At 50.1% G+C, this 20,045-nt stretch carries 19 protein-coding genes and 1 pseudogene; 4 read left to right on the top strand and 16 right to left on the bottom strand.

Annotated elements, in window-relative coordinates:
- Positions 1-87: 87 nt before the first annotated feature.
- The 5 genes from cobT to ACKFKF_RS19160 form a co-directional block, all read right to left on the bottom strand.
- Entirely contained in the window at positions 88-1,263 is a 1,176-nt protein-coding gene (cobT, locus tag ACKFKF_RS19180; RefSeq protein ID WP_446869168.1) for a nicotinate mononucleotide-dependent phosphoribosyltransferase CobT, read from the bottom strand.
- The gene (locus ACKFKF_RS19175) at positions 1,260-2,012 is read right to left on the bottom strand and encodes a DUF2232 domain-containing protein (RefSeq protein ID WP_446856913.1); all 753 of its coding nucleotides are present in this window, start codon (positions 2,010-2,012) and stop codon (positions 1,260-1,262) included. The genes cobT and ACKFKF_RS19175 overlap by 4 nt, the downstream gene beginning before the upstream one ends.
- On the bottom strand, positions 2,005-2,382 hold the full coding sequence (locus tag ACKFKF_RS19170) for a hypothetical protein (RefSeq protein WP_446869167.1): 378 nt from the start codon (positions 2,380-2,382) through the stop codon (positions 2,005-2,007). Before ACKFKF_RS19170 ends, ACKFKF_RS19175 begins: the two co-directional genes overlap by 8 nt.
- 129 nt (positions 2,383-2,511) lie before the next feature.
- Positions 2,512-4,092 (bottom strand): FAD-dependent oxidoreductase, encoded by a 1,581-nt coding sequence (locus tag ACKFKF_RS19165; RefSeq protein ID WP_446869166.1) that lies wholly within the window; start codon positions 4,090-4,092, stop codon positions 2,512-2,514.
- Between the two features lie 261 nt (positions 4,093-4,353).
- Positions 4,354-6,156: a glycoside hydrolase family 10 protein gene (locus ACKFKF_RS19160; RefSeq protein ID WP_446869165.1), complete on the bottom strand. Its 1,803-nt coding sequence runs from the start codon at positions 6,154-6,156 to the stop codon at positions 4,354-4,356.
- A gap of 256 nt (positions 6,157-6,412) precedes the next feature.
- Here ACKFKF_RS19160 and ACKFKF_RS19155 point away from each other — a divergent pair, with 256 nt between their 5' ends.
- Complete coding sequence (locus ACKFKF_RS19155; RefSeq protein ID WP_446869164.1) at positions 6,413-7,144, top strand: carbonic anhydrase; 732 nt, start codon at positions 6,413-6,415, stop codon at positions 7,142-7,144.
- Positions 7,145-7,247: 103 nt separating this feature from the next.
- Here the strand turns inward: ACKFKF_RS19155 and ACKFKF_RS19150 are convergent, their stop codons facing one another.
- Positions 7,248-7,607: a hypothetical protein gene (locus ACKFKF_RS19150; RefSeq protein WP_446869163.1), complete on the bottom strand. Its 360-nt coding sequence runs from the start codon at positions 7,605-7,607 to the stop codon at positions 7,248-7,250.
- Between the two features lie 161 nt (positions 7,608-7,768).
- Entirely contained in the window at positions 7,769-8,200 is a 432-nt protein-coding gene (locus ACKFKF_RS19145; protein ID WP_446869162.1) for a translation initiation factor, read from the bottom strand.
- 27 nt (positions 8,201-8,227) lie between these two features.
- Between ACKFKF_RS19145 and trpB the strand changes: the two genes are divergently transcribed.
- Entirely contained in the window at positions 8,228-9,481 is a 1,254-nt protein-coding gene (gene trpB / locus ACKFKF_RS19140; protein ID WP_446869161.1) for a tryptophan synthase subunit beta, read from the top strand.
- Positions 9,482-9,731: 250 nt separating this feature from the next.
- Here trpB and ACKFKF_RS19135 read toward each other — a convergent pair.
- The 6 genes and pseudogenes from ACKFKF_RS19135 to ACKFKF_RS19110 form a co-directional block, all read right to left on the bottom strand.
- Positions 9,732-10,422: pseudogene (locus tag ACKFKF_RS19135) on the bottom strand (IS1 family transposase).
- A 54-nt stretch (positions 10,423-10,476) separates the two neighbouring features.
- Positions 10,477-10,737 carry a hypothetical protein gene (locus ACKFKF_RS19130; protein ID WP_446856904.1) on the bottom strand — a complete coding sequence of 87 codons (261 nt, stop codon included), beginning with the start codon at positions 10,735-10,737 and terminating at the stop codon, positions 10,477-10,479.
- 189 nt (positions 10,738-10,926) lie between these two features.
- Positions 10,927-12,099 (bottom strand): M20 family metallopeptidase, encoded by a 1,173-nt coding sequence (locus ACKFKF_RS19125; protein WP_446869160.1) that lies wholly within the window; start codon positions 12,097-12,099, stop codon positions 10,927-10,929.
- A gap of 199 nt (positions 12,100-12,298) precedes the next feature.
- A complete protein-coding gene (locus ACKFKF_RS19120) occupies positions 12,299-12,700 on the bottom strand; it encodes an ExbD/TolR family protein (protein WP_446856902.1) in 402 nt (133 codons plus the stop codon).
- Complete coding sequence (locus ACKFKF_RS19115) at positions 12,687-13,331, bottom strand: MotA/TolQ/ExbB proton channel family protein (RefSeq protein ID WP_446857106.1); 645 nt, start codon at positions 13,329-13,331, stop codon at positions 12,687-12,689. The genes ACKFKF_RS19120 and ACKFKF_RS19115 overlap by 14 nt, the downstream gene beginning before the upstream one ends.
- A gap of 65 nt (positions 13,332-13,396) precedes the next feature.
- Positions 13,397-14,173 carry an LmeA family phospholipid-binding protein gene (locus ACKFKF_RS19110; protein WP_446869159.1) on the bottom strand — a complete coding sequence of 259 codons (777 nt, stop codon included), beginning with the start codon at positions 14,171-14,173 and terminating at the stop codon, positions 13,397-13,399.
- Positions 14,174-14,769: 596 nt separating this feature from the next.
- Here ACKFKF_RS19110 and ACKFKF_RS19105 point away from each other — a divergent pair.
- A complete protein-coding gene (locus ACKFKF_RS19105) occupies positions 14,770-16,167 on the top strand; it encodes a hypothetical protein (protein ID WP_446869158.1) in 1,398 nt (465 codons plus the stop codon).
- A gap of 501 nt (positions 16,168-16,668) precedes the next feature.
- Here the strand turns inward: ACKFKF_RS19105 and ACKFKF_RS19100 are convergent.
- Together ACKFKF_RS19100 and psaM are read right to left on the bottom strand one after the other, a co-directional pair.
- The gene (locus ACKFKF_RS19100) at positions 16,669-17,133 is read right to left on the bottom strand and encodes a slr1601 family putative cell division protein (protein ID WP_446869157.1); all 465 of its coding nucleotides are present in this window, start codon (positions 17,131-17,133) and stop codon (positions 16,669-16,671) included.
- A 404-nt stretch (positions 17,134-17,537) separates the two neighbouring features.
- Entirely contained in the window at positions 17,538-17,633 is a 96-nt protein-coding gene (gene psaM, locus ACKFKF_RS19095) for a photosystem I reaction center subunit XII (RefSeq protein WP_446856898.1), read from the bottom strand.
- A gap of 307 nt (positions 17,634-17,940) precedes the next feature.
- Here psaM and ACKFKF_RS19090 point away from each other — a divergent pair, with 307 nt between their 5' ends.
- Entirely contained in the window at positions 17,941-18,708 is a 768-nt protein-coding gene (locus ACKFKF_RS19090; RefSeq protein WP_446856897.1) for a TerC family protein, read from the top strand.
- Positions 18,709-19,039: 331 nt separating this feature from the next.
- On the opposite strand, the gene ACKFKF_RS19085 is transcribed toward ACKFKF_RS19090, so the two are convergent.
- Complete coding sequence (locus ACKFKF_RS19085; RefSeq protein ID WP_446869156.1) at positions 19,040-19,975, bottom strand: class II fructose-bisphosphate aldolase; 936 nt, start codon at positions 19,973-19,975, stop codon at positions 19,040-19,042.
- Between the last annotated feature and the right edge of the window lie 70 nt (positions 19,976-20,045).

Below are 20,045 nucleotides of genomic sequence, written 5' to 3'. Positions count from 1 at the left end.
GGGAGAACTTCGATGATCTGTTCCCCCTTTGGGGGTAATCCGCTTCGCGAGGAGGGATGAGGGATGAGGGATGAATCGGATAGTCGTTTATTCCTTGTCCTTTGTTTCTGGTGGTTGATCGCTCTTTAAACGATGATCTGCCAAAGTTTCGATCGCTTCAAGAAGTTCGGGTTGTCCCCAGTTTTGAAAGAGGTGGCCTGCGATCGCGCATCCTCCAGCGCCCACACCTTCTTTGACGTAGCCTTGTTCGTACGATCGCAGTTGGGAATGGCGCGATTTTGCGAAGCTTAACTGTGTGGCGAGGAGAGGAATGGTTCCGATTTGATTGCCTAACCCTACCGTATCGCCTGTGGGATCTTCGGCTACCCAGCGAGTGGTTCCGACAACAATTCTTTGAGGGTGCCAGGGAAGAGAATGGGTTGAGGAAATGGCTTGTGTCAAGGCAGACACGGCCAACATTTGTGTGCCTCCGGCCAATAGAACTCCACAGGTTTGACTGGCGGCGATCGTCATGCCAGCAACCACAATTTGCATCGGATCTCCGACAGCGGCAACGAGGGCGATCGGGTCTGAGGCGTGAGGCGTGAGGTTTTGATCAGACTTCTGTAATGGGCGTGGTGCGTGAGAATTTAAGCTTGAGAAATTCTGTAACCCGTCTTGGACTAGCTGCCACTTTTGGGCGTGATTGCAGACGGGATGGCTGCTGTTAACTTTTTGAGCGGCATCAATTCCCAAACCTGTGAGAATTGCTAATGCAGTCGTCGTACCTCCCACCACACATTCACTCAAAATTAAGTAACTCTCAGGAACTTGAGCGGCTAGTTTTTCTCCCCAGATGAGTCCTTGTTGAAATAGGTGTTCGACGATCGCTCGCTCCATCGCTTGACCTGTACTTAGACAGCGGGCGGGCATTCCTTGCAGATCGATCGCAGAGACAGCAGGCGGATTGGGCAACCCTGCATTAAATAGATAAATGGGAATGTTTTGGGCAGCGAGAATGGCACGAGAAATTAAGACGGGAGACGCGCCCACATGCAGAGGAGGCAACGGGTAACGAGGCGATTTTTGCACCCCATTGATTAGAAATTCTGCATCCGCGATCGCTGTGTACTGTCGATCGGTCGGAGTCGCACCAGCAGCCGAAATTCCAGGAATCAGTCCCGTCTCGGTAAAGCCCAAAACACAGGCAAAAAGTGGCGATCGTCCTTGATACTGATGAAGCCACTGCTGCGCTTGTTGAGGCTGAGTATAAATCGAAATCATTCTGAATTAAGCAACACTTGCACCCAGTTTGGCGGATTGGGAATGGGATTGTTGAGGCGATCAAACAAAAACCACGCCACGACATGTACCACAAACAAATAAACAACGCTGTGGGTGACAATCATCGCCAGCACTGCAAACTGCACCAGCACTAACGACGGTTGCATCAATAATCCCAGTTTGAGAAACACCCACTCCAACAGGTTAATGATTTGATTGGTGCCATATAGCCAGAGATCTTCACCCGTCAAAATAGACAGTAGCCAGATGCGAAAAAAAGCGCCCGTTACATTCAGTAAACTGGCAAGGGGAATCGAAACGGCCCACTTAGCGCGACGATACCACAACGCTCCTAACAACACGCCGAGTAACCCAAAGGGCACCACAAACTGAATGCTGCGAGTGGGGCCAATTAGCACCGACAGCAATAGCCCCGATACCAACGCCGCCATCCAGGCAGCCCGACTTCCCCATCGCTGATAGACGAGCGCGATCGGAATCGGGAAAAAAATCTGCAACAGCGGCCCCATCGGAAAGTAGGAATTCACCAGATAGATCAGACTGGCCGCACTGGCTAAAAACGCCGTCTCAACCATGACGATCGGACTTGCGGGATCAACCTTGCGAACGTAGCGCGGTCGATCAGAGGCTTCCTGAACTTCGGGTACGATGTCGTCGAGCCAGTTTTCCTCGTCGGAAGGCTGGTTAGAACTGGGCGAATTTGGGCTGGCGTTTTGAGAATCACTCATGCAAATGGCGGAATGCAGGCAGATCTACTTTAGTGCAAATTTTATAGATCGCACCGAGTAATCGAGCCAAGCTTTCTCTCGCCAAAACTGCCCACAAGTTAGTTCCCAGACAGACCGTTCCTAGCCACAGCAAAATAAACGTGGGCGGCATCACCACGCCGATTAAAAACCAGGTGAGAACATGCAGCACCATAATGCCCGAAAACAGAGAAGCGACTCCTGCGGCTAATAAAACTTGGATCGGAGGACGACGCATTCCTGTCAATATCAGGGTTTGGGAGGTCGTCAGCAGATTAGCCGGGACGAGAAAAGCGCAGATAGCAATGCAGTGCGATCGCGAAAAATCAAACAGCGCGTTGTAATCGATCATGCAGTCGGTTGAAAGCGATTGTTAACGGTAGGTTACGTCAAGATGAGCAGGTTTGCACGAAATTACAACAAAGCATTACAAAGTGAGGAGTGAGGAGTGAGGAGTGAGGAGTGAGGAGTGAGGAGTGAATTAGGCGATCATCATTTTCTCGAACTGTTGGAGGCGGGAGGCTTCGATCGAGTAGTTTTTGCCGTAGATGATGGGGAGTTGCTTGGTTTGGGACAGGACTTGTCGAACTTCGGTGTTGGAAATGTTCATTAGGTCACGATTGGTGGTGATGGCTAGGGCGGCGGCGATTCCGACTCCTTGACCGACGGCGACGTTAAATTCGACAATGCGACCTGCGGCACAGGCGTATCCATCAAAGCCGGATGCGGGGCTGATGACAGCAAGATTAGGGACGGATCTGAGAAGGGCGTGACGAATGCCGACGTTGAAGAGGGGCGGTTTGAGAAATGAGATGCTGGTGATGCCTCTTTCTAGGGCTTTGAGTCCCAGACCTTCGATGCCGCCGCGCACGTCTAAGGGGTAGCCAAAGGTGGCGATCGCTTCTTCTCTAGACACGCCGCCTTCGAGCATTCTGGCTCCGCTCAGGGGTTCGACCACACCCGTCACATTTCCGGCATGACGAATGTAGAGTTCTGGCATGGGGCGGACGGCGGTGGCACCGAGACTTTTGAAGAAGCGATCGAGAAATTTGATTTCTTCTAGCATGGCGGGCGTGGGTTTGGCGGCGTTTCGAGCCAGCGCTTCGGCTTGAGAACCGGACACATGACACAGCAGCGCATTCCAGGAAAGCCGCCCCCCTGGAAGAATGGCGATATTGCCGGAGTCAAAGGCACAACTGTTGCTATTGAGCGAAAATTTTGTGCCCCGGTAGGCGTGATAGGCGATCGACAACGCTTTGCTGCAAATATCGATGTGATCAGAGCCGACGTTCATATCTGCCAGAGCGCCTTTGCTGTCAAACATTTCTTTTTTGAAGCGCTCTATAATTCTCGCGTCGCCCCCGGCGGCAAGCTGCATAAATCTTTGTGCTTCGGTGTCTCTGGGGTTGGTGAAGCGTTTGAGGTAAGCCATTTCGACGGATTTGAGTTCGGCGATCGTCAGTCCCTCGGTCTCAAACACCAGCGTCACGGGCAGTTCTGATTCGGGGAGTCCAAAAGTGCCAAATCCTTGCAGCTTATCGGCTCCCGCGTATTGAGCAAGTTCGGCGTTGACGGTCGAGTCGATAAACTGTTTGGCAAGATAAGTTTCTCCATTCATCAACTGAATGCCAGAGATTTTTGCGCCCTGTTTGAGAATGGCTTGAATCTGCACCCGACTGATGATGTCTGCACTGATTTCGCTCAACATCTGACGCAGTGCGGTGTTTGCCTTACGGGGATCAAGCGCAATTTGAGGAACGCCCGATCGCTGCAAAAATTCGGTATATAACCGAGACGGATCGCCAAACAACCCTACACCCGTTGCTTGTCGGATATCCGAAGGAACGTGGGTGCGATCGAGATACGCCAATCCGCCTCGTACCAGATGGCCGCCCACGCCTTCTTGAGAGTTGCCCTTAAACATGATCAGGGATTTGGGAAATTTGCCAATTCTGCGACGATATTCTCTGGCGGCTGCAACGATCGCGAGAATACCCGGAACTTCGTCACCAAACCCAATAATGTCGTAAGTGCGTGTCGTGGACGGTGTGGCTGCTGTCATGAAAGGGTGCCCCAACTACTGAATCGATTTTAAGTACAGATTCCGTTAGAGAACGCCAAATTTCACAAATTATTGGATTTTTGTAGGATATTCGCCCCTGGGATAGAGGTAAAGCGATCGTTCATTCCTCAAGTCAACGCGAATTCTATCGATCCCACTTCACTCACAGACTCCGGCAGTCCCCTAGAATTGGCAGCTTGAGGGCAGAAGGACTTAGGAAGTGACAAAGCGAACAAACTTCATATCCGATTGCTCCATTTCTCAACTTGCAGCTTTTTTAGCAATATTAGGACGGGGCAAAGCAGAAGAGAACAGCGTGTTAAAGACAGCTTTGCGATCGCTCACCGATTCATTAGACAGGTTCCACATCGTTTCATAAAAAAAGAACGAAACCCCAGCAAATCCTTGATCTCGAACGAGTTGCACCTGATCTCGAATCTGCCGAATGCCAACTGGACGATCTTTGAGTCCCGTCAACACGCCAACCCCTGTTGGAATATGACTTTTAGCCGCTTGCACTTCGGGCTGATTTAACTCGTCGATAAACCCCTGACGGCTGTCTCGATAAACTTGCAGCACCAGTTCTTCGATCAGTCCTTGTTGATCCCAGGTGCGCCAATCTTGCAGCGAATGATTGTAGGAGAAATTGTAATTGTTGGGTGACAACGAGACCAGAACGTTTTGTTTTTTGGCTTTAATCGCCTGGAAGATCTGAGCCGTGAAAGCAGTGATTTTGTTAGCTCTCCAGCGAATCCAATTGGGATCTTTGGGGTCGATCGGCGGCTGTTTCCCTTGATTTTCTTGCTTGTAAAGGGCAACAGTAAACTCATCGTAGCCAAAATCATAAGGCAACCCGAAATGATCATCAAACTGAATGCCATCGAGATCATAATTGTCAACGAGTTCGAGAACCAAATCAGCAATGAATTTCTGAACCTCTGGCTTAAACGGATTTAACCAGACACGGGGATACTTGCCTTCTTGCCAGACTTGAGTGCCGTCTCGTCGTCGCGTTAACCAATCAGGATGCATACTGGCCAGTTCTGAATCGGCGGGTGCCATAAAGCCAAACTCAAACCAGGGAATGATCGTTAATTTGCGTTGGTGTCCCTGTTCGATCAGTTCTTTGAGCATGTCACGATCTTTTAAACCGATCGCTTCGGGTCGCGGATCAACGGACAGCCCGATCGCTTGTTTGGCGACCTGACTCGGATATAGCGTGTAGCCCCAATTCCAAACGGCGGGATAAATGGTATTGAAATTGAGTTGAGCGAGATCTTGAACAGCCGCATTGAGACGATCGCGGCTAAACATTGCGTCACTGTCAATATTCGTCAACCAAACGGCGCGAATCTCACTGCGAACCGCTGGCTTACCCGCAACGTACTGATCCGGAATCAACGAAGCGGTTTCTGGCAGTGCCCGACAGATCAGAGCCGCAATTTCTCCTCGACTGGCCGCCGCATCAGGATTTAGCTGCTTGACATTGGGATAGTTGACGACGATGCGTTTATCTGTGGCCGCTGCGATCGCCTTTTTCGCATAGTCAGGAATCGCTTGAGCATCTTGAAAAACCGCCAGCGTTTGATCCAGCGGAGCCGTCGAAGTGGAACCCGCCGCAGCACTGGCGAGAACGGCGATCGCATGGACTCGTAAAATGCTTTGATTGGGGCGAAAGGTGCCGTCTGGGTAGCCCGAAAAAAAGTTGGCGTTAGTGGCTTGTCCGATCGCGCTGGCCGCCCAAAACTTACTGGGAACGTCCTTGAATTGAAGCGATCGTGCAGGCAGCGTTGCATTCACAATTCCTGGAAACGCCGTCACCATCAGCGAAGCGTATTCTGCACGAGTTACCGACGCATTCGGGCGAAAATTCCCATCCGGGTAGCCGTTAAGAATCTTTTTCTGAGCCAGCGACTCGATACAGGCTTTTGCCCAATAATTTTGAATATCGTTAAAGCGAACTTGAGCCGAGGCAGGTTCTAACCGACTAGAGAAAACTCCAGTCAAGGTCAGCAAGCCCATGATCAAACAAATCCAGAGAAACCGCCAACGCCGCGTCGCCATAATTCACCCCTGATGCAGGAGAAATGTTGTCATGATTTCTACTTTCGCATCAACTCCAATCAGTTCCGTAATTCGTTCTCCAAAAGGTAATCCCGCCTATACCACTCGTAACAAAACTTTTTCAAATATCCTGTCAGCAAATCCAAGTTCCCAGAATAGATGAACAGGGATTCTGATATATTTCTCCTCATCACTCGTAGCGATGCTATTGATTGAAATTTATTGCATTGATTAGAAATAGCTTGAGATTGACCATATGACTCGAATAGACGGCTTTATTGGACGGCGATCGTTTCTGCATCTGGCAGGAATGGGAGGACTGGGCATTGCGGCGGCCGCAGGAAGTGGATCGATCTGGCATCCAGAAGAAGCTCTCGCACAAAGCCCCGCGACTTCTAAAAAACCTCAACCTGTTAGCCCGGATGCAGCCTTAAAGCTTCTCCTAGACGGCAATACGCGATTTGTGGATGATAAGCGCCAAAACCCTGAGCAATCTCGCTTACGTCTTCAAGAAACTGCCGTCGCTCAATATCCATTTGCGTCGATTTTGGGCTGTGCAGATTCTAGAGTGCCTTCCGAGATCGTGTTTGATCAGGGCTTGGGTGACTTATTTGTCGTTCGAGTTGCCGGAAATGTCGCCAGTCAAACGGCGATCGGTAGTTTAGAATTTTCTACAGCCGTGCTGGGTTCTCAACTAATTGTGGTGGTTGGGCACAGTCGCTGTGGGGCAGTCATAGCAGCCGTAAAAGGAGATCCCCTACCCGGCCGAATTGGTATATTTGTCGAAGAAATTAAGCCTGCTGTCGCTCGTGTCAGGGCTAAAACGGGAGACTTAGAACAAAACTCGATCATCGCCAATGTGCAGTATCAGGCGCAAAAGTTAGCAGAGAGTTCGACTATCTTGGCTGACTTGATCCAGAAGGGTAAGCTCAAGATTGTGGGGGGGCGCTACGACCTGACAACTGGCAAGTTCACGATCGTCACTTAGGTTCGTTAAATCGCTTCAATCTGCCAGGAATTGCAAAGAGATGGGTAAAGGCAGGGTGTTTGTGCCCTCGCCCATCTTTTAGAAAATTCAGCGCACTGAAACCTTAATGGTGCTTTGAGGCATCTGTATCCAGCCCGTCATATCCCACGCCATGCGCTTGATCCACCGGGTTGCGATCTGAATCTTGGTCAGCAGGAGTACCGCCGTCATACCCTACACCGTAGGACTCATCAACCGAGTTACCGTTTGGCGCGATCGCACTCGTCCCGTCGTATCCCACCCCATGCGCTTGATTGATTGGATCGCCATCTTGATCCTGGTCGAGCGGAGTTCCGCCATCGTAGCCCACTCCATAGGAGTCATTTGCCGAATCTAGATTGGCCGAATCCAGTGGATCGTTCTGCACTAAGGAACGATCGCCTACATCAATCTTCTTCACGTCTCTCGAAGTTCCTTCTACCATAGTGATTCTCCAATATTTATTTTAGATTTTGTTTTAGATAATTATTGAGCGCTAAATAAGCATGACAATCGCCGCACAAATCTCCCTCGTGCTTTGGAGAGAGATCATTGATGCGTCACTATTCCAAAAGACGCGATCGCAAAGGAGAAAAATTGCCCGTTTTAACCGCCGCTAATTTTCGCTTTGTAGCCCAACTGCACCAAAATCTGAAGTAACTTCTGAGCATGGTCGCCCTGAATCTCTAGCGTCTCTTCTCTAACGGTGCCGCCCGTTCCACATTGAGCTTTCAGCTTTTTGAGCAGATCTGTCAACGTCTCAGCCTTGGACTGAAATCCACTGATCACCGTTACGGTTTTTCCGCCTCGTCCCTTGCGCGACACTTGAACTCGAATGTTTTGCTGATTGGGCGGCAGGTCAGGAACTCCCCGTTCCAATGCGTCTGAATGATTCGCGTTACCAAATTCGGAATAGACGATGCGATCGCCCGCAGAGGTGCCCGACTTCGCTTTCTTAGAATTCGCCATAAAAATCAGTGCCAAATCAGCAGCAAGGGCCAGTGTAACGCAGCTTTCCTCAAGCTTATAATTAGGCATCAATTGCACCTATAAGATTCAGGAATCGTGACGACAACCCCACTTCCCAAAAATCTCCAGCCAGCCTCCGCTCTTTCTCCTCAAAGTCGCCCTGATTCGTTGGGGAGATTTGGTCAGTTTGGCGGCAAGTATGTCCCTGAAACTCTGATGCCCGCTTTGTTTGAGCTAGAGGCAGCCTACCATCAATACAGCCAAGACCCTGACTTTCAACAAGAGCTTCAAGGACTGTTAAAAGACTATGTGGGCCGCCCCAGTCCCTTATATTTTGCCGAACGGTTGACGACTCACTACGCCAGACCCGACGGCACGGGGCCGCAGATTTATCTCAAGCGCGAAGACCTCAACCACACCGGGGCCCACAAAATCAACAACGCCCTCGCTCAAGCACTTTTGGCGAAACGCATGGGCAAACAGCGCATCATTGCCGAAACGGGAGCAGGTCAACACGGAGTCGCAACTGCCACAGTTTGCGCTCGATTTGGGCTAGAGTGCATCATCTATATGGGCGTGCAAGATATGGAGCGGCAGTCGCTCAACGTCTTCAGAATGCGCCTGATGGGAGCCGAAGTTCGCCCCGTCTCATCGGGAACGGGAACCCTCAAAGATGCCACTTCGGAAGCGATTCGGGATTGGGTGACGAATGTAGAAACCACCCATTACATCCTAGGTTCTGTCGCTGGCCCGCATCCTTATCCGATGATGGTGCGTGATTTTCATGCGGTGATCGGTCAGGAGACTCGCGCTCAGTCCCAAGAAAAGTGGGGAGGTTTACCGGACATTCTGCTAGCCTGTGTGGGCGGTGGCTCTAATGCGATGGGACTTTTTCACGAATTTATCGACGAATCTAGCGTGAGAATGATCGGTGTAGAAGCAGCGGGTCATGGCGTAGAAACCGACAAACATGCCGCGACTTTGACCAAGGGACGAGTTGGCGTTCTCCACGGGGCGATGAGTTATCTGCTGCAAGACGACGATGGTCAGGTGATCGAGCCGCATTCCGTTAGCGCTGGATTAGACTATCCGGGTGTCGGGCCAGAACACAGCTATCTGATGGAAACAGCACGGGCTGAGTACTACGCCGTCACCGATGAGCAAGCGTTGGGAGCGTTTCAGAAGCTTTCTCAACTAGAGGGAATTATTCCTGCGTTGGAGACGGCTCATGCGATCGCCTACCTTGACACCCTCTGTCCCCAACTCACGGGCAGCCCTCGCATCGTGATCAATTGTTCAGGTCGTGGCGACAAAGACGTTCTCACCGTGTCCGCCATTCTGAATCCGTAAAGTCTCAAAAATTCTGTTGTTTGCCCTTTATCCAAAACTGGTAGAGGGCAATTTTTGTTTAACGACCAATTATCAGGCGTTGCTGATTGGAGGGATGAATCTGTGGGAAGTGTCCATCTTTTCGTCCCCTAAATCCCCCAAAAATGGGGGACTTTGAACCTTGGGGTTCCCGCCGCTTTGGGGCACACCCCCTGATTCAGCAACGCCCAATTCCAAAGCATTATTCGGCGTTGCTGAACAAAGGGATGAATCAAGTGAGTACGGGTATTGACCAATACTTTAGGTAATGGAGGAGCAATCGCAGCGAATGCTTTAGCATTTCGACCGACTTGGAGTAACACAAGGTCTGGCGATGCAATCGAGCTAAGTCGTGACGTAAGCGGGTATTCTCGCCTTCGACTCTCGTCATGTACGTCTTGCTCACAAGGTGGTCGCCTTCCTCAATAAAACCGGGATAAACCTTCCAGCCATCGGTGACATAGAAGTAGCAATGCCAGCAACAGACAATCTGCCACAAGGGTTTGAACGTCTCTGCGCTGTGACTCCCCCCACCCAAGCGAGAATGCCCGCCCGGAAATGGTTCACGGCTGTCCAGATCCAAATTTTGTTTTTTTTGACCCGACAAAGGTTTCTAGTTCGTCGAGTTCTCCCACCTCTGGAATCTCCGACTCCTGTGGGGCATCCGGCAGTTGCTGTCCGAGTTGCTTGACCCAATGAATCACGGTTGTATGATGCACGCCAGTACAGCGCTCAATCGCGCGAAATCCCATGCCGTTGACGTAACGCATCAAGCAATCCTGCTTGGTTGCTGCGCTGTAGCCTTTGGGTGGGTCATAGCCTTCAATAAATTGGCGACCGCAGGCGCGACAGATATGATTTTGCTTGCCTCGTCGTTTCCCGTTCTGGCGAACCTCAGTAGACCCACAGTATCGACACTGCATAGTACAACACCCTCATTCATCCCTCCATTATGCAACGCCCATTATTCCAAAGAATTATTTAAGAAGTTCAGAAGATTCATCCGGTGCAATGACTTCTCCATCCATTTGCAGCAAAGGCGCTTCATCTGCGATCAAATCACTCAACTCGTGAAACTGAACGCCCATATGCTGACAAGCCGCCGCCAACTCTTGTCGAAAGCGATTGAGATCTGAGCCATAGCCGCACAAATCAGCCGCCGTTTCGACCCCTTGCTTCGCGTTTGCCCGCGCACAATCAACCAAATCCAAACCTTGCAGTGGGGTAGAGGATGCCATCAGTTGCTCCAAAATTTTATTGCATCGCCTTCCACTGTGCAGCCAGACGAGTCGATCGCAAATCTCTCCAGAGTTATGATTTTTGCCTCAAAGCCACTCACACTTAAAGATGAAAGAAAAGATGAAAGACGCTGACCCAAACAGATCAATTCTTTCATCCCTCATCCCTCATCCCTCATCCCTCATCCCTCATCCCTGCCAATACCGACAAGCCGCATTCGCCATCGTCACCACGCCCGTCAAGATTGCCGTTTCGTCCACTTCAAATTGAGGATGGTGTAAGGGATAGTTTCGCCTGTCCTTAAAGCCAACCCCCAAACGGAACATACTGCCAGGTGCGTGTTTCAGGTAACAAGAAAAATCTTCTGCACCCAGCGATGGCTCTTGGATAATTTGAATACTGTCGCTGCCCCAGATTTCCTTGGCCGAAGACTCCAACAGACTCGTCAACTTCAGATCGTTTTGTACCGAAGGCGTTCCTCGACGGTAATTGACCTGACATTTTGCCCCATAGGTTTGACACACACTGGACACAATATTCTCAACCCAGGTCGGCAACGCTTCACTGGTTTCAGGATGGAGCGATCGCACCGTTCCCATCATCTGCACCTGATCCGCAATCACATTCGGGGCCCGTCCCCCTTGAATCTTGCCGATCGTCAGCACTACCGGCCGCAATGGATTTTGAGTGCGAGCGATCGCCTGTTGCAATGCCGTGATTACCTGAGCCGCAATCCAGATCGCATCCACTGCCTCATGAGGTCTTGCGCCATGTCCCGACTCACCGACGATCGTAATCTCCAGATCATCCGCCGCCGCCGTTAGTGCCCCATAGCGAATGCCCACCTTCCCAGCCGGAATCGACGGAAACACATGGACTGAGAGAATCGCATTGACCTGCTCGATCGCTCCATCCTGGATCATCCATTCCGCCCCTTGTGCGATCTCCTCGGCAGGTTGAAACAAAAACCGCACATTACCCGGTAGTTGAATACCTAACTGAGACAGCACCATGGCCGTCCCCAAGCCCACCGTCGTATGGACATCGTGACCGCAGGCGTGCATAATTCCTGACTTGCGAGACGAAAATTCTAGCCCCGTGCGCTCCTGAATCGGCAACGCATCCATATCTGTGCGAATGGCCAAGAGACGGCGATCGCTCCCTCCCGCCAATTCCCCAACTACGCCCACTTTTCCTACCGACTCCCGCACCTGTAACCCACAGGAAGAGAGGACTCCAGCCACATAAGCGGCCGTTTGCTGTTCTTGTCCGCTCAGTTCGGGGTGACTATGCAAATGGCGACGAATCTCAATCAAACGAGGCGCAAGGGCAGTAGCGAGTTCTTTGATGCGGTCTTTCATAGGAATCCTGCGATCGGGCTTCCTTCCAATGATAAGACTTGTGAAGAAATCAGCGTCAGCCAGAGGTTTTCTAAAATACATTCTCCCCCTTCTTAGCGTCCCCACTCGAACACTAGCTCCTGGTTCAAAGTCTCTCAGAATTGGCAACTTGGAGGGCAAAAGATTCAAGCAGCGCAGTGAAGGAAGTCACCCCTACGGATCAGGGCTGCTGGGTTGCGATCGCCAGCCTCACCCCCGGAATTGTTCTCAATCGATCCATTACTGTAATCACTAGCCCATGACTGACGCGGCGATCGGCATTGACGATCACCTGGATCTGATTTTTCTTCCCTTTTAATCCCTGAACTTGAGCTTGTAGATCTTTAAGTTGAATGGCCTTGCGGTTGAGGGCGAGTTTGCCGTTTTGGTCGATCGTCACCGTTGCGGGAGCGGCTTGTTGAGATTGGGCACTGACGGCCGTCGGCAGACTGACAGGCAACCCTTGAGAGCGCGTCAAAAACAGCGTGGACATGATGAAAAACGTGAGCAGGGCAAAAATCACGTCGATCATCGGCACGATATAAATTTGAGGCGGCAAATCCGGTTCTTCAGGTAGACGCATAAGACCCTCCTTTTTCGTGGCGGCGACGATAGAGCAATTCAAGCTGTCCCCCGTATTCTTGAATCAGCGCAATTTGACGGATGTATAGCCCTCGAAACGTGTTGGAAAACACCAGCGTGACGATCGCCACCACCAGTCCCGATGCCGTTGAAATCAGTGCTTCACTGATCCCGCCTGTCACATTCGTCGTATTAGTGCCGCCCAAGTCGCCCAGACGCAGATTGGCAAATGAAGCAATCAATCCCAAAATGGTGCCCAATAGTCCCAGCAGCGGAGCCAGACTGATAATTGTTTCAAAGACAGTGTTGAAGCGCTTGAGAAGGGGAATTTCAGCTTGAGCCGCACTTTCTAACGCCAGACGAAACTCTTCGGGAGTGGCCTCTTCGAGTTCTAAAGCCGCTAGAAAGATGCGGGCGATCGGCAGATCCGTGTTTTGTTCTAGCATCAAAAAGGCGGCTCTGGGACTGCGCCGATAAAGCGTCAACACTTCGCGGATGATGCGATCGTGGCGTTTTGTCACCTTTGCCCAAAAAGAAATCCGCTCAAAAATCAGCGCCACCGCCAGGATCGAAAATCCCAACAGAGGCACCATGACAATCCCACCGGATGTAAACCAATTCGTCGCCTGCATGTCGCGTCGAGCCACTTGTAGAAGCAGGGTTTATTCTAATCCCTCAGTTGCTCACTTGGCACAGGTTATTTGCGTCCCGTGTTCGGAAATCGCTCAATCTGGGCGTAGCCGCTAAAAATTAGCTTGTCGCCTTCCGTTTCCAGACGATTGATTCGCAGCAAAACACCATCGAGGTCAAAGCGATCGAGATCCACCATATTGTCTAGAATCTCAGCAAACGCCATTGTGAGAATTTCAGAAATGCCGCGTAGCGCTTCAGGAACGGCTTCTGGCTCAAACTTGGGGTCTTGAAACGCCACTCGTCGCCGTCGCTCGATCGCCACACTCGCCGTCAGACTAATCGGCACCGTGTTATTGGGCAAAACCGCCTTGGCAAAGATCTGAATTTTGTTGTTTGGTAAGAGCTTGAGTTGCACATCGTCAAACGAGACAGGCTCGCCGCCAGACAGATTCATCAGCGCGGGTTCGGTAATGTTTTGCAGCCGCTTGACGACCAGTTCTGATTTAAAGGCATCGTTGATCCCCGATTCGGTTAAGGTCACCTGAGCGATCGCTTGAGTCGGCTGCTTAAGACGAATTTTTCCCCCCAGGACAGACCCAAAGTCGATCGCCACTGCATCAGTCTCAAACCGCATCTCCTCCACCCAAAAATCACGGCGAATCACTAGCCCGCGTCCGCTCATCTTAAAGTTGTCAATGCTTCCCTGCAAGAGCTTGCTCGACGGAAAGCAGCGAATAGAAACTTCGACTGACTCACTTTTGGTAAATAGGTGACGGATAGATTCACTTGCTGCTGCATTGAGCATCCGCTCCCCAAAGTCAGTTCCAGGAGAATTTTTCACGTTTGTGAATCCATTGAACATCGTTTCTATCTGCAACGGTATCTCCCATTGTGTAACACATTGTAAAGATGCGTCAATTTTCAATCAAACAGAAAATCAACTAAATGAATTAAGAAAACACTATATCTGCTTAAAAAATCTGGAGAGATGAGCAGCCTGTCCTTCATGACCTTCCCAGAGAAAGTACCTTCCCAGAGAAAGTGTACTCAGACTAACCACTGTACAGGACTTTCAGCCACGATCCGCTAAAAGATGCGCGGTGCCTAGCTTTCCATAAACTGGGCGAGTACTCAACACAGAGCCTTCAATATGGTGAGCCGCGAATATCGTTGTGAATCGCCTCTTTCAAAGCGGGTCAGGAATCTCATTCATTCTAACGGAAGGTGAAGGACTGAAATTCATACAGTGAGCAAATTTCTTGATAAAAGCTTTACATCCGTATGGAACTCGTCATATTTCCAACAGGTCACTTAAGCCAGGATGACCCAACTTCACTGGCTTGCGGGGATCGCTCAATGAGCCTGTGAGGGAAGGTTTTGCTGTGTCTACTCAAGTCATTTTGAGCAAATTCACACTCACATTCACTAACGGAACTCATGAAAAACTCTGTGCCTGGTTATACTCGCAAGTCACTTTGGAGAAAAGCGACGATCGCCCTCCTGTCTTCAACGCTGCTGATGGGAAGTTATGGGCAGATGGCGATCGCGGCTCCCTTACAGATCAGTCAACAGCGAAGCTGGAACGCTGTTCTCAAGGTGGCTCGACTGGTGCAAACACGACAAGATACCTCACTGGTGGTGCAACTGGGCATTCTCGACAAGCCTCAAACGAGCTATGCCAATGCGGTTTATCAAGTGTTTGCGCGACGAAATGACCAATGGGTGCAGATTTTTACCTCGACAGGGGCACGGCTGATTAGCAATAACGCAGGACAAACCATCCTGGCACCCGAAGTGATTTCGCTGAATGATTTGCGCCGACAACTAGGTGACATAAACCTGAACAATGTCGAACTGCGGGTCACGGCTCAACTGCGCTATGACGTTCGGGGGAGTGTGCGCGACAGATCCGTCTTTTTTGAGCAAACCCAGTCTTATCAGACGATCGCTCAAACCACCAGTTCTCAGTTGATCACACAGCAGATTAGTAGCCAATATGGAGTCAATCAAGGCAGTTTTAGTCTGGCGATCGCTCAAAAGCAAGCGTCTTCCAAAAAAGTAGTGGCGCGGGTTTCAGTTCGCAACAGAACGTCACAGGGCTTTTCAAGTGAGCGATTTCTAGGAGATTTTCGCTACAAGGTCAACAAAAAAGCCAAATTTATGAAGGGCTTGAAATCGGGCGATCGGGTGATTGTGCGACTTTTTAACCAGGAAAATCAATTCATCGGCTACAGCGAATTTGAACTGCTGTCTGAAAATGCTGCCGTGACTTTAGTTTTGCCTGATCGCTCCTCCGATCGCATCGTCCGCACCGTTTATGGCATTGACACCGATCAAAATGGGGCGATCGACTCCAACACGCAAATTTACGACTATTTCACCCAGGTTTCTCAAGTGACTCGTCAAAGCTATCAAAATGCACGAGTGACGTTTTTTCGCAGCGTTCGGAGTCTGAAGAATTTGAGTTCCTTTGCGCTGTCTGGGCTGCCGATGCCGCGCTCTAATTGTGTCTACCCAATTTCTTTCACAAGTGGGGCGTTTTCGCTGGTCAACCAGTCGATCGAGGTGTTTCAGTCCAACCTCAGTTCGGTGTTTGTGTCGGCTCCGGGGCGAGTGGTGCAAACGATCGAGGTCAGCAGCACAAATGTTTCGGTATATGAAGCAGATCGGCTATTGACCACTGATCAGATGATCGACTCAGATGACGATGACGACGACGATGACGACGATAAGAAAGGCAGAAAGCGGCGCTGTAATCAAGGGATTGGCAACGGTGCGGAAGGTTGCGATCCTGGAAATTCTCGTCCCCGCGGTGGCAGCAATGACGAAGACTGAAGCAACCCCGGTAAAAACAAACGCTAACTTGGCGACTTAATCTCTCCAGTGCAGAAGCTCCGCAGCAAGACCGTTGTGGAGTTTTTTTAGGCGTTGCTGATTGGGGGGATGAATCTGTGGGAAGTGTCCATCTTTTCGCCCCCACTAAATCCCCCATTTTTGGGGACTTTGAACTGAAAATCTTATCCAAAAGCCCCTCAGAATTGGAAGGTTGGGGGCAGAAGCGATTCACAACGAAGCGAAAAAGCTGTATCGAATTGCCGCCGCAAAAATCTTACTCCGGAGATGCCTGCCAGATTTCATGTGCGAGGGGCTTTGAACTGAAAGTCTGGACTGAAAGACCCCCAGAATTAACGGCTTGGAGGGCAAAAGTTCAGAACACCTTCAGAACACCGAAGCGAAAAACCGTAGTCGAACTGACCACAGTAATGCAAACTTAGCCACAAACACCAAAAAGCGCCCCTTTTGGGAACGCTTCGGCAAGTGAGACTTTGACAAAGGTTAAGGCAACTGAGCAGCCGTGTCAGGCACAGGTTCTTCTAAAACCACAACTCGCTGATTGGGGTCAGCCCGGTTGGTTTCTTCCTGCATGATGCTCCTAGCTTGACGGGGATCAAAGTAGCGATTAAATTCTGACTTGAGGCGACCAACCCGCGCCTGAGTCGTTTTGACCTCTGCTCTCACTTCTTGAAGTTTGGATTGTTGAGCAATGCTGTAGGGCAATAGCTGCGTTAACGCCGCGATCGCTGCTCCCGAAATCACTAGATTTACCGTCAGCTTGATCGAAGTTTCTACGGCGATCGCGCGATGATGGTGGCGCTGTATGGGACGAGGATTGGATCGGGGCGACCCCTTATGGGTATATTGAGGAGATCGAGCCGGACGGACAGGAGGGGGCGTTTGGAGTGCGTTCATCAGTTCATACGGTGCGAGAACAAAGGCAGAATTTAAGGCACTAAAAGCCATGCCTGAAGAGTAACTGCCAGAAGCAATTTTGAATTTCGGAGTTTGAATTTTAGACTAAATCTCTCGCCCCTAAGAGGCAAAACCACAAATCTAGAAGCTTTTCTAATGAAGGGATAAAATTTGAGAAGTCAAACTTCTAGCAAAACCGCGCCCCAAATTAGTTATCTGAATCAGTCGATCGAGCTAACCTAAAATCGCAAATCTAACTGTCAAAATCAAGAAGTATGTTTGAACTAAGCAGCTTTCCAGCTTCCCTGTCTAAGAAGTTATTTTTCATCAGACAGGCGAGAAATCTGTCCTGTTAGTTTAACTCGCTTGCTTAAAAACGATCATCCAAATTTTGGGGATCGCTCGATCGCTTGCTAGCGGCCAACCGTTCACATTTCTCGCCAAGTCACCAGAACCTACTTATACAACTCTGTCGCTAACCGAAACGCCAACACTCCAGGAATGAGGGCAACGACTAGGGCAACCAGAATTTGAGTATCCGATAAAGGCATTGTTTGAAAACTCCTTATCTCAGGGTTTATAGTCCCCCAATGTGAACGAAAACGCGCCACTGCGGAAGACTTTGTAACAAGATGCAACAGAGCAGCAGCATTGATTTTTGAGTTAAAGAAGATTTTTGAGTTAAAGAAGATTTTGATTTGAAGAATCAAGGCTCTAATTTTTTCTAAGCTGCGAATTAATCTGGCTCGTCCAGAATCACCTTGATGAGGGTAGGCTGATAGGTAGGTACAGTGTCTACCTCGCTTTGAGAAGTAAAATTGTCAAGAGTGGTTTGTCACACTTAGATTAAAACGATTGATGCTAGACCAGTTTTTGAATTTGCCGAGCGAGTTTAACACTCAAACCCTTTTGCTCCTACCTGTTTTGGTGGCATTAGAAGCTGTGCTGTCGGCGGATAACGCGATCGCACTTGCTGCCCTGACCCAGGGATTAGAAGACCCCGAACTCGAAAAACGCGCACTCAACATTGGGCTGGTGTTTGCCTATGTTCTACGGATGACGCTGATATTGACAGCATCGTGGGTGATGAAGTATTGGCAATTTGAGTTGGCGGGTGCGGCCTATCTGTTGTGGCTTGTATTTCAATACTTCACGTCTCAGCCAGAAGAAGGGTCGGCGCATCATGGGCCGCGATTTGCGTCACTGTGGCAGGCGATCCCCGTAATTGCGGTAACCGACTTAGCGTTTTCGTTAGATAGTGTAACGACGGCGATCGCAGTTTCTCAAGATACCTGGCTGATTTTGGTTGGCGGGACGATTGGGATCGTGGCGTTGCGCTTTATGGCGGGTCTATTTATTCGCTGGTTGACCGAGTATGAGCATTTAGAAGATGCAGGCTATCTCACGGTTGCGTTAGTTGGGGTGCGCTTGCTGCTACGAGTGGTCAATCCTGACTTTGTGCCGCCTGAGTGGGTAATGGTCGCATTCATCGCAGGGATTTTTGCATGGGGTTTCTCACAGCGTAAGCTTTCTGTAGAAGTGCCTTCTGGTGCAGAGTCTCAGGATATCAAGGAAGCGATCGACCAAAAGATAGTCGATCCCAACGAAGAAAAGATTGAGGTTTGAGCGGCTCAGACCCAAAACGATGCCTTAAAAACTTCTATTTTAGAGTCCCAAAAAGAGTCCCAAAACGTTCAAGATCCCCGATTTCTTCAAGAGGTTGGGGATCTTTGTTTGTGAGGCAAATTGTGAGGCGAATTTTCAACGGCGCTGGAAGCCTAATTTTACGTCAGTTCGATGAACGTTTCGCTTCGCTTTTAGATCCAGGAACGCCCGCTAAATCCCCCACGAGTGAGGGACTTTAAACCAGAATTCCTCTCTGAAAGTCCCCCAAAATTGGGGGTTGGGGGGCAGAAGCCGTGAACAACGAAGCGAAAAAACTCTCATCGAATTCACGTTAATTTTTCATAATAAATTCAAGAATCTCAGATTCGGGGAACTGACCGTTAAATCGCAGCATATCTGCGTAGGGTCCTTCATGCAGGTGAGCTTTGCCAGAAGAACCAAACAGCCGCAGCTTCTCGACGATGACAGACTGCATGGATTCGATCGTTGCCCCCATCGAGTCCACCAAATCCTTGAGCGATGAAGAACACAATCCCTGTTTGAGCGTTTTCATGTAGGCCGCCCGCACTTCGGTATTGACATTAAATTTGCAAACCCCTAGTTCGATCGAGCGACTAATCATCGACTCTGGCAACCCTGAAGCCCCATGTAGCACTAGCGGCAAGTCTCCCAAAAGATGGCGAATTTTTTCGAGGCGAGCAAAATCGAGCTTTGGTTCACTGCGATATTCTCCGTGGACATTGCCGATTGTCACCGCAAGCGCATCTACTTTTGTTGCTTTGACAAACTCGACTGCTTGGGTCGGATCGGTCATTTTGGCTTCTTTTTCGGCCACCGTTAAACCATCTTCAGTGCCGCTGATTCTGCCGATTTCTGCTTCGACGACGGCTCCTTTTCGATGCGCCAATTGCGTTATTTCTCGCGTAAATTCTAAGTTTTGCTGGTAGGGCAAGTGAGAGCCATCTGCCATAATCGAAGCCATTCCAAACGTCAGTGCTGTGTGAATATCGTCAGCGGACGTGCTGTGATCTAGATGAACGGAGATGGGGACAGTAGACGATCGGGCCGCCTCCAAACAGAGCGCCACCAAGGGAAATCCGCCATAGCTCAAGGCGCTGGGATGAAGTTGTAGCATCGCGGGACTGTTTTCTGCCTCGGCTGCCATGACCACAGCCTTTACGCCTTCTAAGTTGTAGATATTGAAAGCGCCGATCGCATAAACGTTTCGTCGGGCCGTCTCTAGCAGTTCTCTTGTAGAAGTCAGCATAGGTAGGGAGTAGGGGAGTGAGTCGATAAAAATTGGAAAAACTTGGTAAAGTGTTGGTCTAGACTTGAGT

The sequence above is a fragment of the Phormidesmis sp. 146-12 genome, from assembly GCF_052939495.1.
Note: the sequence above shows the minus strand (reverse complement) of the source record. Positions and strands in the feature narration are given on the sequence as shown.

What these genes read in the sequence shown, in the direction of transcription:
- cobT (WP_446869168.1), bottom strand. Translation starts at nt 1,263, where the DNA reads ATGATTTCGATTTATACTCAGCCTCAACAAGCGCAGCAGTGGCTTCAT.
- ACKFKF_RS19175 (WP_446856913.1), bottom strand. Translation starts at nt 2,012, where the DNA reads ATGAGTGATTCTCAAAACGCCAGCCCAAATTCGCCCAGTTCTAACCAG.
- ACKFKF_RS19170 (WP_446869167.1), bottom strand. Translation starts at nt 2,382, where the DNA reads ATGATCGATTACAACGCGCTGTTTGATTTTTCGCGATCGCACTGCATT.
- ACKFKF_RS19165 (WP_446869166.1), bottom strand. Translation starts at nt 4,092, where the DNA reads ATGACAGCAGCCACACCGTCCACGACACGCACTTACGACATTATTGGG.
- ACKFKF_RS19160 (WP_446869165.1), bottom strand. Translation starts at nt 6,156, where the DNA reads ATGGCGACGCGGCGTTGGCGGTTTCTCTGGATTTGTTTGATCATGGGC.
- ACKFKF_RS19155 (WP_446869164.1), top strand. Translation starts at nt 6,413, where the DNA reads ATGACTCGAATAGACGGCTTTATTGGACGGCGATCGTTTCTGCATCTG.
- ACKFKF_RS19150 (WP_446869163.1), bottom strand. Translation starts at nt 7,607, where the DNA reads ATGGTAGAAGGAACTTCGAGAGACGTGAAGAAGATTGATGTAGGCGAT.
- ACKFKF_RS19145 (WP_446869162.1), bottom strand. Translation starts at nt 8,200, where the DNA reads ATGCCTAATTATAAGCTTGAGGAAAGCTGCGTTACACTGGCCCTTGCT.
- ACKFKF_RS19130 (WP_446856904.1), bottom strand. Translation starts at nt 10,737, where the DNA reads ATGGCATCCTCTACCCCACTGCAAGGTTTGGATTTGGTTGATTGTGCG.
- ACKFKF_RS19125 (WP_446869160.1), bottom strand. Translation starts at nt 12,099, where the DNA reads ATGAAAGACCGCATCAAAGAACTCGCTACTGCCCTTGCGCCTCGTTTG.
- ACKFKF_RS19120 (WP_446856902.1), bottom strand. Translation starts at nt 12,700, where the DNA reads ATGCGTCTACCTGAAGAACCGGATTTGCCGCCTCAAATTTATATCGTG.
- ACKFKF_RS19115 (WP_446857106.1), bottom strand. Translation starts at nt 13,331, where the DNA reads ATGCAGGCGACGAATTGGTTTACATCCGGTGGGATTGTCATGGTGCCT.
- ACKFKF_RS19105 (WP_446869158.1), top strand. Translation starts at nt 14,770, where the DNA reads ATGAAAAACTCTGTGCCTGGTTATACTCGCAAGTCACTTTGGAGAAAA.
- ACKFKF_RS19100 (WP_446869157.1), bottom strand. Translation starts at nt 17,133, where the DNA reads ATGGCTTTTAGTGCCTTAAATTCTGCCTTTGTTCTCGCACCGTATGAA.
- psaM (WP_446856898.1), bottom strand. Translation starts at nt 17,633, where the DNA reads ATGCCTTTATCGGATACTCAAATTCTGGTTGCCCTAGTCGTTGCCCTC.
- ACKFKF_RS19090 (WP_446856897.1), top strand. Translation starts at nt 17,941, where the DNA reads ATGCTAGACCAGTTTTTGAATTTGCCGAGCGAGTTTAACACTCAAACC.
- ACKFKF_RS19085 (WP_446869156.1), bottom strand. Translation starts at nt 19,975, where the DNA reads ATGCTGACTTCTACAAGAGAACTGCTAGAGACGGCCCGACGAAACGTT.